The 12,497-nt window shown below is 68.3% G+C and carries 10 protein-coding genes; 4 read left to right on the top strand and 6 right to left on the bottom strand.

Going from position 1 to position 12,497, the window contains the following annotated elements:
- Window positions 1–12: 12 nt before the first annotated feature.
- Window positions 13–1,092, top strand: coding sequence for an MBL fold metallo-hydrolase (locus ACIA5H_RS25910; protein WP_397077871.1), 1,080 nt, complete (start codon window positions 13–15; stop codon window positions 1,090–1,092).
- On the opposite strand, the gene fadD11 is transcribed toward ACIA5H_RS25910, so the two are convergent.
- Together fadD11 and ACIA5H_RS25900 are read right to left on the bottom strand one after the other, a co-directional pair.
- On the bottom strand, window positions 1,076–2,917 hold the full coding sequence (gene fadD11 / locus ACIA5H_RS25905) for a fatty acid--CoA ligase FadD11 (RefSeq protein WP_397077869.1): 1,842 nt from the start codon (window positions 2,915–2,917) through the stop codon (window positions 1,076–1,078). The two genes, ACIA5H_RS25910 and fadD11, sit on opposite strands and share 17 nt — an antisense overlap.
- 466 nt (window positions 2,918–3,383) lie before the next feature.
- Window positions 3,384–3,599, bottom strand: a complete 216-nt coding sequence (locus tag ACIA5H_RS25900) for a hypothetical protein (protein WP_397077867.1) — start codon at window positions 3,597–3,599, stop codon at window positions 3,384–3,386.
- Between the two features lie 265 nt (window positions 3,600–3,864).
- Between ACIA5H_RS25900 and ACIA5H_RS25895 the strand changes: the two genes are divergently transcribed.
- Window positions 3,865–4,413, top strand: coding sequence for a TetR/AcrR family transcriptional regulator (locus tag ACIA5H_RS25895; protein ID WP_355078013.1), 549 nt, complete (start codon window positions 3,865–3,867; stop codon window positions 4,411–4,413).
- Window positions 4,414–4,423: 10 nt separating this feature from the next.
- Here the strand turns inward: ACIA5H_RS25895 and ACIA5H_RS25890 are convergent, their stop codons facing one another.
- Window positions 4,424–6,280 (bottom strand): Na+/H+ antiporter, encoded by a 1,857-nt coding sequence (locus tag ACIA5H_RS25890; protein ID WP_379252491.1) that lies wholly within the window; start codon window positions 6,278–6,280, stop codon window positions 4,424–4,426.
- A gap of 127 nt (window positions 6,281–6,407) precedes the next feature.
- Between ACIA5H_RS25890 and ACIA5H_RS25885 the strand changes: the two genes are divergently transcribed.
- Complete coding sequence (locus ACIA5H_RS25885) at window positions 6,408–7,310, top strand: alpha/beta fold hydrolase (protein ID WP_379252492.1); 903 nt, start codon at window positions 6,408–6,410, stop codon at window positions 7,308–7,310.
- Between the two features lie 156 nt (window positions 7,311–7,466).
- The gene (locus ACIA5H_RS25880) at window positions 7,467–8,438 is read left to right on the top strand and encodes an enoyl-CoA hydratase/isomerase family protein (RefSeq protein ID WP_379252493.1); all 972 of its coding nucleotides are present in this window, start codon (window positions 7,467–7,469) and stop codon (window positions 8,436–8,438) included.
- A 92-nt stretch (window positions 8,439–8,530) separates the two neighbouring features.
- Here ACIA5H_RS25880 and ACIA5H_RS25875 read toward each other — a convergent pair whose 3' ends face one another.
- From ACIA5H_RS25875 to ACIA5H_RS25865, 3 genes are all read right to left on the bottom strand, one after another.
- Window positions 8,531–9,115 carry an SMI1/KNR4 family protein gene (locus ACIA5H_RS25875; RefSeq protein ID WP_397077863.1) on the bottom strand — a complete coding sequence of 195 codons (585 nt, stop codon included), beginning with the start codon at window positions 9,113–9,115 and terminating at the stop codon, window positions 8,531–8,533.
- Window positions 9,116–9,503: 388 nt separating this feature from the next.
- A complete protein-coding gene (locus tag ACIA5H_RS25870; RefSeq protein ID WP_397077861.1) occupies window positions 9,504–11,717 on the bottom strand; it encodes a molybdopterin oxidoreductase family protein in 2,214 nt (737 codons plus the stop codon).
- Window positions 11,718–11,783: 66 nt separating this feature from the next.
- A complete protein-coding gene (locus tag ACIA5H_RS25865; protein ID WP_397077859.1) occupies window positions 11,784–12,353 on the bottom strand; it encodes a GNAT family N-acetyltransferase in 570 nt (189 codons plus the stop codon).
- Window positions 12,354–12,497 lie beyond the last annotated feature (144 nt).

Here is a 12,497-nt window from a genome sequence, read left to right as displayed (position 1 = left end):
TGGGGTACGGGGGTGTGCAAGCTTCCCGGCCTCGGCCTGTTCGGCCCCGGCGGCAAACTGACCTCCCTCAGCGCCGGCGTCTTGCGGCCGGCGGCCGATCCCGCCGACCCGCGCACGATCGCCGCGCGCGCCCGCTTCTTCGGCGCCGACACCATCGACCCGCAGACCGGCGCCCTGCACACCGACCGGGTCGTGTTGTCGTGGGTCGGCTGCACCACCTTCGCCCTGGCCATCGGCGGTTCGGTGTTCCTGCTCGACGCGTGGGTGCCCCGGCTCACCAGCACCGGTTACGTCCCCGCCACCCCGCAGGACCTGGTGGACCTGGCGCCCGCGGCGATCTTCATCGGCCACGGCCACTTCGACCACGCCGCCGACGCCGGACGCATCGCCCAGGCCAGCGGCGCGGTCGTACACGGCACCGCCGAGCACTGCGCGAGCATCGCCGCACAGGTCGCCGATCCGGCGTTCCCCACCGCCGTGCACGGTGACGCGGGCACCGCGATCGGCACCCGGGAGGATTTCGCCGTGGGCGCGGTCGAGGTGAGCGTCGTGCGGCACCTGCATTCCGCACGCACCCCGTCCGATCCCGTCGGCGGATCACCGCGCTTCTTTCCCCGCCCGCAACCGGGCATCGTGCTGACCCACCCGCCGACACTGAGCGGTCTGCTGCAAGGTGTGCCGCGGCTGCGCGACCCCGAAGGAGGGGTGCTGCTGTACCAGTTCCGGGTGCCGGGCTTGTGCCTGGTGTGGCACGACTCGACCGGACCGCTCACCGAACGCGCCCCGCAGGTGTTCGACACCCTCGCCGCGCTCCCGGCCACCGACGTGCAGATCGGCGCGGTGCAGGGCTACAACCAGATCAGCAACGGGCTGCGCGATCCCCGCACCTACATCGAAGCCCTCACCCCCGCGCTGTTCGTGCCGAGCCATCACGACAACTGGCTGCCCGGACTCACCGCGAGCGCGGCGACCTACGACGCACCGTTGCGCGCGGAACTGGAACGGATCTCCGCACCACGGCGACCGGAACTGCGCACCCTGCACGATCCGGCCGACTACGTGCGCCCACAGCGGCTCACCTTCCAGCTGTGAGCGTGTCCGCGCCGCCGGCGCGGGATCGCTGCCCGTCGGGTTCGTGCACGGTCGCGGCGAGGTCTTCGGCGTAGAGCTGTGCGATCTGCTCGGCGTACTTGTCGGCGATCGGCTTGCGCCGCAACTTCATCGTCAAGGTGACCTCGTCGCCGCCGGGCTCCCAGAACACCGGCAGCACGGTGAACCGTTTGATCTGCTCGACCCGCGACAACGTCGCGTTGCCCGCCGCCACGCCGCGCGCGATCGCGGAGATCACCCCGTCCTCGGCCGCCAACGCCGCCGCCGAGGCATCCGGCAGCGCGTGCTCGGCGGCATACAGTGCCGCGGTCTCGGCGTCGATGACGATCAGCGCCGTGTTGTATGGGCGCGCGTCCCCGATGGTGGCGATGGCGCCCACCAGCGGCGTCGCGGCCTTGATCGCGTTCTCGATGTTGGCCGGGGACATGTTCTTGCCCGCCGAGTTGATGATCAGCTCTTTTTTGCGGTCGACCACCCGCAGATACCCCTCGGCGTCGACGGACATGATGTCGCCGGTGTGCAGCCACCCGTCCGGGTCGAGCGCTTCGGCGGTCTGCCGCGGCTGTTTGCGGTAGCCCTTCATCACCAGTGGCCCGCGCACCAGGAATTCGCCGTCCTCGGCGATCCGCCACTGCATTCCCGGCAGCATCCGGCCCACCGAACCCAGCCGCGTCTGCTCCGGCGAGCAGGCGCTGGCCACGCAGGTCAGTTCGGACATGCCCCAGATCTCCGAGATCGGGATGCCGATGCCGAAGAAGAACCCGAGAGTCTGCGGTGGAATCGGCGCGGCGCCCGACATCGCCCACTTCAGTCGGTCCAGGCCGATTCCGGCGCGCAACGCCGACAGCACCTGCTCGTCGGCCCGCGCCCATTCGGCCGCCAGCTGGTCATCGATCGGTTCGCCGCGCAGCTGGGCGTCGGCCTTGCGCGCCGCCACGTCCAGCGCCCACCGCAGCGCACCGCGGCGGGCGTCGTCGGGTTCGGCGGCGACGGAGAACTCGATGGCGGCCTTCAGTTTCTCCCACACCCGCGGCACCGCGCCCCAGATGGTGGGGTGCACGTCGGCCAGCGCGGCCGGCAGCAGCGACCGGTCGGGCACCACGGTGATCTGCGTGCCGTACACCTGCTGCAGATACAGCGAGCAGAACCGGTCGGCCATGTGCGCCGAGGGCAGGTAGGAGGTCTGCCGGTCGCCGAACTCCACCGGCAGCACCGCGTGGAACGCTCGCGCTTCGGCCAGCAGATTGGCGTGGGTGATCTCCACGCCCTTGGGGTCGCCGGTGGTGCCGGAGGTGTAGACGAGGGTGAGCACGTCGTCGGGCCGCACGGCCCGCCAGGTCGCCTCGAAGTCGAAATCGGGGCGGCCCATGGCTTTCAGTTCATCGAGCCCCACGGTGCCCTCGGGCGTGGCGTCGATGCAGACGATGGTCTCGATCGGCGTGCCGCAGGCACGGATCCGCTCGAGGTACTGCTGCTCGCAGATCACCACCCGATTGCCCGCGTTGGCGAACACGTAGGTCAGTTGTTCGGGCGAGAGGGTGTTGTACACCGAGAACGAGGTCGCGCCGGTGTGCTGCGCGCCGACTTCCAGGGGATAGAACTCCACCCGGTTGCCCATCATCAACGCCACCGTGTCGCCGCGGCCGACACCCAGCGCGGCCAGGCCCGCCGCGACCGCGCGCGCTTCTTCGGCGTACACCCGCCAGCTGAGCGTTTGTTCGCCGCCGATGGACCGGACGGCCACCGCGTCCGGATCGATCGCGGCGCTGTGCTGGAACGCGGCGCAGGACGTGTTCGGTTCGGTCATCGCACAACCCCGTTCGGTACACCCGGCTTTCCCAGACCGTAGGTGTCCGACCGTGCTCGGCGGGGCGTTTTCGCCCGTTTCCGGATCCACGACCGGTTCGCCCGCGCACGACCGAACCACTTCTCCGGCAACAGGATCGGTGATTCCGGCCGTGCGGATTGCGCTGCCCGCCGCGGCGGGCGATGGGGTCGCGGACCGACCGCCGCGGCGGGGCGGGTCAGGCCGCGCTACCGCTACCGGCTTGGAACACGGCGGTCATGAGGTCGGCGAGAACTGTCAGCAATTCCACGATCGCTCCCTTTCGGTAGAAAACACGAAGTCAGCAGCGTGTATGACGCGATCGTCTTTCTCGTGAACGAGGAATGAATAAACAGAAACCGGCCGGCACCGGACGGGGTGACCGCCGGTTTTCCACCTCTGATACTCGCCGAGCTGGGATTCATCGCCATCTTTCCGGCTTCGGCCATCACCCGGTCCGATGAAAAGATTCCCGCTCCCACCGTGCGGCATTACGCCGACGAGTTGTCGAGTAAAAGGCGCGACACAGCAATCCATCAGGAATTACCAACCCACGGAATGAAGGAAAATTCTTGCGACGCAGCAATTTCGAGGGGGAGAAACGGTTCTCGTCACCGCCGAGGTCGAGAACGGCGATCTTGTCGTGGTAGTCGAGCGTAGGCATCGGGGGTCCTTCCGGTAGGGGTGAAAACAGGAGTCAAAGGGGTGGGGGACCGACGGCGAGTACGGCCCGCACGCCGCTGCCGGGCACCTCGCTGAGCAGCTCCGCGCGCGATCCACCCACGCGCGCTAAATATTTCAGCAGGTAACAGGTACCGAAGCGTCTTCTCGGCGTACGCATCGGTACTTCCCGAGGTCGGTCCAGCCGACGCTACGATGGGGTACTGTTCGGTCCCTCCCCCTGACCGAACGAAGAGAACGGCGCGCGTATGTCACGAGTGGTCACCAAGGAGCAGTACTTCGACACCGGCTTGGAAGTGCTCGCCGAACTCGGCTTCAAAGGTCTCAACATCGGCGTCCTGTGCCGGCAGCTCGGCGTCACCAGCGGATCGTTCTACCACCACTTCGGCAGTTGGCAAGGATTCGTCGACGCCCTGCTCGAACACTGGGAGAACCGCCAAGTGCGCATCCTGGGCACCATGCCGTTCAACCAGGGCAACCCCGATGACGACATCCGCGCCATGTCCGACCTCGCCGCCGGACTGCACCATTCCGCCGAAGCCGCCATCCGCGCCTGGGCGGCCAACGACGAATCGGTCAACCTCGCACTCAAGCGCGTCGACGAATCCCGCAGGCGCACCGTGCACAAAGCGATCAAGGGCGTCGTCGGCGACGACGACACCGCCGCCGTGGTCACCTCACTGGGCATGGCGATGCTCGTCGGCTACCAGCAGATCGCCGCGGGCGGGGAGAACCTGTCACTGGACCAGCTGCTGGCCGAATACGCGCGCCTGATCTACTCCCACGCGCAGCGCTGACCCGCTCCGGCTAACCGAGCAGCTCGTCGACATAGCACCAGCGCCACGCCTCTCCCGGCTCCACACTACGCATCACCGGATGCCCGCTGGCGGCGTAGTGCTTGGTCGCGTGATTGCCCGGAGAAGAGTCGCAGCAGGCGATGTGCCCGCACGACAAGCACATCCGCAGATGCACCCACGCCAGTCCCTCCGCGAGACATTCGCCGCATTCGTCCGGCCCGCCGTGCGCACGCACCAGCGGCGCGTCCCGCAGATGCGCGCAAGCGTCGTCGGCCCCTGCCGCCGCCAGCGGTTCGACCCGTTCTTCCTCGGTCTCGTCGTAGCGATCGATGATCGACTCCTCGAGATCCAACTGCGCCAGCACATGCTGCAGGATCTCGTAGTCGACGGCGCCCGAATCCCGTACGCGCAAGACGGTTTCCCGTTCGGCCTGCAACATCGCCAACCGCAGCCGCCGGTACTCCGCGGTGGGTGTCACCAGCTCCGACTCCGCCCGCCCCAGCCGCTCCCAGGCGGCGTTGGCCTTCCACAGGACGCGATCACGCAACGTCTGCACCACCCCCGGCGGCGTGTCCGGCGTGACTTCCCGCTCGAGAGCGGCCAAACCGGCCGCGGTGGCCTGCTGCAACACGTTGGCCTTCTGCAACGCGTCCTCGGCGCGACTGGGCGCGCGCAACCGCAGCCACCGCACCAGCCACGGCAACGACGTGCCTTGCACCAGCAGCGTTCCCGCCACCACCACCAGCGCCAGCAGCCGCAGCACAGCCAGCAACGGAGTGTCCTGCGGCAGCAGCAGCACCGCCGCCAACGTCACCACCCCGCGCATCCCCGCCCACGACACCACCACCAGATGACTCACCGGCACCGCCTCGCCACCACCGAGACTGCGCGACAACAACGACGACCCGAACACCCAGACCGGACGCGCCAGCATCGTCGCGGCCAGCACCGCCACCGCCGACCACAGCAGGGTCGCGTGGTCGAGCTCGCTGTGCCAAGCACCCTCCACGATGCCGCGCACCTGCAACCCGATCAGCACGAACACCGCGCTCTCCAGGATGAACTGGATCGTGCGCCAATTGATGCGCTCGGCGATCCGCGACGCGGCGCTCTGCCACACCGGCGCGTTGTGTCCGAGGATCATCCCGCACACGACCACCGCGATCACCCCCGAGGCGTGGATGCCCTCGGCGGGCAGATACGCCGCGAACGGCGCCAGGAACGACAACGTCGTGTCCATCACCGGGTCGGTGATCCGCCGCCGCAGCATCGCCAGCAGATAGGCCACCACCACTCCCACCGCCGCGCCGCCACCGGCCGCCAGCGCGAAATCGGCGCCGGCCGCCCACACCGACACCGTGCCCACCATCGCCGCCAGCGCCGTCCGCAACGCCACCAGCGCGGTCGCGTCGTTGAACAGCGACTCGTCCTCCAGGATCGTCACGATCCGCCGCGGCATCCCGATCCGCCGCGCCACCGCCGTGGCGGCCACCGCATCCGGCGGAGCCACCACCGCACCCAGCGCGACAGCGACCGCGAACGGCACCGGCAGCAGCCACCACACCACCACCGCCACGGCGAAGGTCGTGAACAACACCAACCCCACCGACAACAACCCGATCGTGCGCGCATTCGCCCGGAAATCCACCAGCGACGTGCGGATCGCGGCGGTATACAGCAAAGGAGGCAGGAAACCGAGCAGAATGATCTCCGGCTCCAAATGGATCTCCGGCACGAACGGCAGATACGACGCCGCCACCCCGCCCACCGTCAATACCAGCGGTTCGGAGATCCCGAACCGTCGCGCCAGCGCCGCCAACGCGGCCGCCGACGCGACGAGAACAACCAGGCCGATCGCGACATGCACGGTGGAATTCTCGCAGAGCGCACGATCGGCTATCGGCCCGCGCGGTAGATGACACGTGCACGGCCGACCGAACTACTGTGCCCGGGCGCACACACGCGCCATGCTTGTCGACGACAAGGAGGTAGACATGGAGGAGTTCGCGTCCTGGCGGGCGAACGGACGACGCCACACTCATCGCGGCCACCAGATCTTCTGGCGCGACGGAGGCGCAGGCACCCACGGGACGCTGGTGTGCATCCACGGATTTCCCACCGCGTCCTGGGACTGGCATCGGATCTGGCCGGGCCTGTGCGAACGATTCGCCAGGGTCATCGCCCCCGACATGATCGGCTTCGGCTGGTCGGCCAAACCCCGCCACTACGACTACCGCATCACCGACCAAGCCGACATCCACGAGAACCTGCTGCGGGAACAGGGCATCAGCCGGTACCACATCCTCGCCCACGACTACGGCGACACCGTCGCCCAAGAGCTTGTGGCCCGCGACGCCGAACGCCGCGCCGCCGGCGACGAATCCCTCGTGATCGAATCGGTGTGCCTGCTCAACGGCGGCTTGTTCCCCGAAACCCACCGCCCCCGCCCGGTGCAGCGGCTGCTGGCGAGCCCGCTCGGCCCGCTGATCGGCGTCCTGGGCAGCGAACGCACCTTCCACCACAGCTTGGCCGCGGTATTCGGGCCCGACACCAAACCCACCGACATCGAACTGCACCAGTTCTGGCTGCTGTGGTGCAGCAGGCACGGCAAGAGCAACGGCCACAAACTCATCCGCTACATGGCCGAACGCCGCAAGCAGCGCAAGCGCTGGGTGGGCGCACTGCAGCAGGCCCAGGTCCCGGTCCGGCTCGTCGACGGCCTGTCCGATCCCGTCTCCGGCGGCCACATGGTGCACCGCTACCGCGAACTGATCACCGACCCCGATGTCGTGGAACTGTCGCGAATCGGCCACTACCCGCAACTGGAGGCACCCGAGCAGACCCTCGCGGCATTCCTGGAATTCCACGACACCCGCGTCCACAAGCCCACGGCCTGACCGACGTTGCGGACCGGCCCCGCCGGTCCGCAACATCACCGTGTATCCGCAACATTAGGGTGTAGTCCACGACCGCGCTGGACCGCTTCCGAAACGCGTTCGCGTGGAACCGTTCTCGCGTCCCGACCGCCGACATGCGCACCGAAGGAGCCGCCGATGTCCGCCGCCGACCTGCCCCTGGAAACCATCCAACTCGACCAGTCCGGGCGGGTACTCACCGCGCGTGTGGTCGCGCCCCCGTGGAACTTCGTCACCACCGCGGTCGTCCGCGACCTCGACCTTCTCACCGCCGCGGTCGATATCGACGACACCGTGGGCGCGGTCGTGCTCACCGGAGGACTGCCCGGCCGCTTCCTCACCCATGCCGACCCCGCCGCCCTCGGCGGCATGATCGAGAAACCACGCCCCTTCGTCCCCGCTCGCGCCGCCGCACCGTTCCTGCGCGCCGCCGCTGCCGTCCTGCACGTTCCCGGCGCCACCGATCTGGTCGAACGCCACGGCGGCGGTCTCGGTGCGGGCCTGGTCTGGGGTTACCGCTGGAAACGCACCACCTTGCGGATGAACCGCTCCGGCGTCGCCTACCTCGCCGCCATCAACGGACCCGCACTCGGCGGCGGGCACGAGATCGCGCTGGCCTGCGATCTGCGCTACGCCGCCGACGCCGACCACGTGCGCTTGGGCCAGATCGAGACGCTGGCCAACCTCATTCCCGGCGGCGGCGCGACCCAACGCCTCACCCGTCTGCTCGGCGCCGCCAAAGCCATCGAGGTCACCCTCGAAGGCACGCCGTTCACCGCCCAGCAAGCGCTGCGTCTCGGCCTGGTGAACCGCGTACTGCCTGCCGAGGACCTGCTCACCGAAACCCAGGCCACCGCGGCCCGGCTGGCCGCCCGCAACCCGGTCGTCGTCGCCGAACTCAAACGCGCCGTCTACTTCGGCTCCGACAAATCCCTCTCCCGCGGCCTCGACGCCGAACAAGCCGGATTCGTCTCCGTCGGCACCACCACCGCGGCCGCCCGCACCACCAAAGCCTTCTTCGAAGACCTCGACCGCCTCGCCGACACCCCGTTCCTGGCCGACCCCCAACCCTGGCTGGACGGCACCCGCGTCGACCAGGTGAGCAAATGACCCACCTCGCGGGGGACGACACCCACGGGGGCCGTCAGCGTTCCACCCTCATAGTCAGGTGCAGTGAAGTCGGCGGAGCGGAAGCGAGTCGCTCAGCCGGGGATGTATGACCCGGACCCGTACTGCTCGACGTCGCGGCGGTACTGGTCCTGCCAGTGCAGGAATTCGTGGCCGTTGCCGCGGAACTTGCACTGCAGCTCGCCGGGAAGGCCTCCGGTACAGGCTCTGGCCAGGAATTCCACCATCCCGTACGGCAGCACCGTCAATTCGTCGTCGTATACGCACACCGGCCACTCGGCGCTCGACTCACCCTCGACGCGCCACAGGTAGTAGAAGTCGCCACCGCCATCAACACCCCAGTGGATATACATGTCACCGTCACCCAGAATCTCGGCCCTGTACGGCTTGGCAGCAGCCCGCCGAAACGTCCCGGTGATCTCCACCACACTCGTGCTGTACCGGTGGCCGGGCGCCGTCGCCGGTGCCGCGATCAGCAGGGAGTCATCAAGCAACCCGGCGCCGTAGACCCCGAGGAAGTCCAGGTAGTCCGGCGGCAGTTGGACCCCCAACGCCGCCTCGGCCTCCGCCACCCCCTGCAGGTCCAGCGCCGCCCACTCCGCGCTGGCCGGCGACGGCGGCAGAATCCGCCGCAAACGTTCGAGCGCATCGCTTGTCATCGGTTCTCCCCAATCCGTCGGACCCGTCGGAACCGGACTCGCCGGATTCATACAATTGTCCGGGTCAGCCGAGTCTCGTGACCCGCCCTGGCTTTACAGTCCAACAGCCCGTTGCGAGACATCGGTGTTCAGTGCCGGCGGGCGGAGGCGCACCCATCATGCCAACATTCGCGCGTGTCGGCCCGAAGCTGTTCCCAGTCACGACTGTAGCCCGCAACACGCCTTGCATGCGGTAACCGGGGGAGACCTGAACCAGCGACCTCTCGATGGCCGCCCATCCGGCGGAGGGACATTCCGAACAGCCGAACCGCCACCGCCATAACCGCTGGTCAAGCCGTTTGGCGCCAGCCAACGGCGATGACGCTGCCGAGCAGACGGTCCACACTCGTCAAGCGGTCGGCGCGGGTTCGCGCTCGCTGAGGTCCACACGCTCCCCGGAATCGACCGACGCCCGCGTCACCGTCACCCACGTGTTGTTCACCGCCGCCGTCCCCGAGAACATGTCGGTCACCGCCGGATCGTGCAGCAGGTTCACATTCGCGCCCGGCAGCGACGCCGCCACCGTCCACCCGACACCCGGCTCCTGATGTCCCCACCCGTGCGGGATCGCCACCGTCCCGGCCCGGATGTCGTCGCTGACCTCCAACGGCACCACGATCGCCCCGGTGCGAGAACGCACCGTCACCGGCTCACCGTCGCGCAACCCGCGCGCCGCCGCATCCTGCGGATGCATCAGCGCCGTGCAACGATCGCGCCCCTTCACCATCGACGGCACATTGTGCAACCACGAATTGTTGCTGCGCAGATGACGGCGACCGATCAACTTCAAGTCATAGCCGTCGGCAGGCGCGGTCACCGCCTCACCCCGCCGCGCGGCCGCGAGAACCTCACGCGCCGCCGCCACGAAATCCTCCGGCGCCACATGCACCTTCCGATCCTTCGTCCCCAGCAGCGACCGCAGCCTCGGCCGCAACGGACCCAGATCGATACCGCCCGACGCCGCACGCGCCTTACCCACCGTCAAACCCTTGCGACCCCGCCGCAACACCCCATACGGCCCCGCCGCCACCCCCAGCGTGGCGATCCGCACGGGGCTGACCCGATCGAACACCGCGTTGAGCACCCGCGCGGTGAGCCGCCGCGCAGGCAACGGCACCATCTCGGTGACCAACCGCGCCATGATCTGCCAATCCTCCAGCCCATCGGCGGGCGGCTCGAACACGCGCGCGTCGAAACGCAGATTGTTGCGCACACTGAACACCGGGAACAGGATGTTGACGTCCTCGCGCTCCAACGGCGAGATCGGCGGCAGGATGATGTCCGCGTGCCGCGTCGTCTCCGTGACGTACATGTCAACGGCCACATAGAAATCCAGCCCGTCCAGCGCCGCCCCCAACCGGCCGCGCTGCGGCGTGGACAACACCGGATTGCCCGCATACGTGATCATCGCGCGGATCCGGCCCGGCCCCTCGGCCGACATCTCCTGCGCCAGCGCCGCCACCGGCAACTCCGAGCGGAACGACTTGTAGGTCCCGGAGCTGTCGGTCCACGCCCCATACCCCATCGGCAGGTACTTCGCATACCGCGGCGCATCGATCGGCGGCGTCGCGAACATCTGCCCACCCGCCCGATCCAAGTTGCCCGTCACCGCGTTGATCGTGTTCACCAGCCAATGCGTCAACGTGCCGGTCACCTGCTGGCACACCCCGATCCGCGCGTACAGCACCGCCGAGCGCGCCGCCGCGTGCTCCCGAGCCAGCCCGCGAATCGTCTGCGCGTCCACTCCCGCGTACTGCGCCATCTGCTCCGGCGACGCCTCGGCCACCAGCGCACGCAACCGCTCCCAACCGGTGCTCGACGCGCGAATCGCCCTCTCGTCACACAGATCCTCGGCGACCAGCACATGCAACATCGCCAGCAGCAGATACACATCACCGCCCGCAGCCACCGCGACATGCTGATCGGCCAGCCGCGCCGTCTCGGTCCGCCGCGGGTCGATCACCACGACCTTCCCACCACGCCGCCGCACGTCCCGGATCCGCTGCTTCGCATTCGGCATGGTCGTCACCGACCCGTTCGACACCGCCGGATTCGCCCCCAGGATCACCAGGCGGTCGGTCCGATCGATATCGGTCACCGGCATCAGCACATTCGAGCCGAACATCCGCCACGCGACGAACTCCTGCGGGAACTGATCGATCGACGACGCCGAGAAGAAGTTCCGCGTCAGCAGCACCGACCGCAGCAACACCGCGTACAGCACCGACGAGCTGTGCGCGGCCGGATTCCCCAGATACATGCCGATCGCGCTGTTGCCGTGCTCGCGCCGCACCTCGCGCAACCGCCGACCGATCTCGTCGAATGCCTCGTCCCAGCCGATCGGCTCGAACGACGAACCCACCCGCCGCACCGGCGTCCGCAACCGATCCGGGTCGTGGTGCAACCCGCCCATCGCCGTCGCCTTCGGGCAGATGTACCCCTTCGACAGCACGTCCTGCGGATTGCCCTCGATCCGCGTCACCTGGTCACCGGAGACCGTGACGAGAATTCCGCAGTGCGCCTCACACAACGTGCACTGGCGGGCGATGGTGGTAGCACTCATGAATTTTCACCTTCTGCCGGATCGCTTCCCACAGGCTATCTGGGACAGCTGCTTCCGTACAGGGATCTATGCCGGGCGGAGGCGGGCATGCAAATGCATGTCGTGCCAACCGTCCGCGTGCAACCCAGCACTGCGCCGGACACCCTCCGGCGCGAATCCCGCCTTCACCGCCGCCCGGCAGGACGCGGTATTAAGCACCGAGTGCGACACCTCCAGCCGATGGAAACCCACCTCGAACGCCCACCGAGTCACCGTCTCGACCGCGGCGGGCGTCACGCCGCGGCCCCGCCATCCCGGAGCCGTCCAGTACGCGATCCCCGACACTCCATCCGCCGCCGACATGCCCCGCAAACCGACCCGCGCCGCCACCACGTCACCGACGACGACAGCCCACTGCGGACCGTCACCACTACGCCACCCCGCCTGCCAGCGTGCGATCAACTCCCGCGCCTCGGCCTCGGAAACGACCTCGCGAACATGCCAGCGTTGGATATCCGGATCCTGGTAGACGGCCTGGATCACCGCCGCGTCGGCGTTCGTCCAAGGCCGCAACAACACGGTCTCACCTCGCAACGTGGGCTGCGTCCCGGCTGCGAACACTTCGGCGGCGACCACATCGGGTATCAGAGCGGACACATCCGGATTGTCACTCACACGCGCGATCCACCGCCACGCATTTCGTCGACCGAATCGCCGAAGACCATTCGCACCAACCTGTTTCGCACGTGACGACGCCGCGCGGTCGTCCACAGTACCCACCGGCAGGATATGCGCCGTCAC

Source organism: Nocardia sp. NPDC051900 (genome assembly GCF_044452545.1).
Lineage (GTDB): Bacteria > Actinomycetota > Actinomycetes > Mycobacteriales > Mycobacteriaceae > Nocardia > Nocardia sichangensis.
This window is presented reverse-complemented; position numbering and strand designations above follow the sequence as displayed.

Coding starts and splice junctions, on each gene's coding strand:
- ACIA5H_RS25895 (WP_355078013.1), top strand. CDS start 3,865: ATGTCACGAGTGGTCACCAAGGAGCAGTACTTCGACACCGGCTTGGAA.
- ACIA5H_RS25900 (WP_397077867.1), bottom strand. CDS start 3,599: ATGCCTACGCTCGACTACCACGACAAGATCGCCGTTCTCGACCTCGGC.
- ACIA5H_RS25880 (WP_379252493.1), top strand. CDS start 7,467: ATGTCCGCCGCCGACCTGCCCCTGGAAACCATCCAACTCGACCAGTCC.
- ACIA5H_RS25875 (WP_397077863.1), bottom strand. CDS start 9,115: ATGACAAGCGATGCGCTCGAACGTTTGCGGCGGATTCTGCCGCCGTCG.
- ACIA5H_RS25885 (WP_379252492.1), top strand. CDS start 6,408: ATGGAGGAGTTCGCGTCCTGGCGGGCGAACGGACGACGCCACACTCAT.
- ACIA5H_RS25870 (WP_397077861.1), bottom strand. CDS start 11,717: ATGAGTGCTACCACCATCGCCCGCCAGTGCACGTTGTGTGAGGCGCAC.
- fadD11 (WP_397077869.1), bottom strand. CDS start 2,917: ATGACCGAACCGAACACGTCCTGCGCCGCGTTCCAGCACAGCGCCGCG.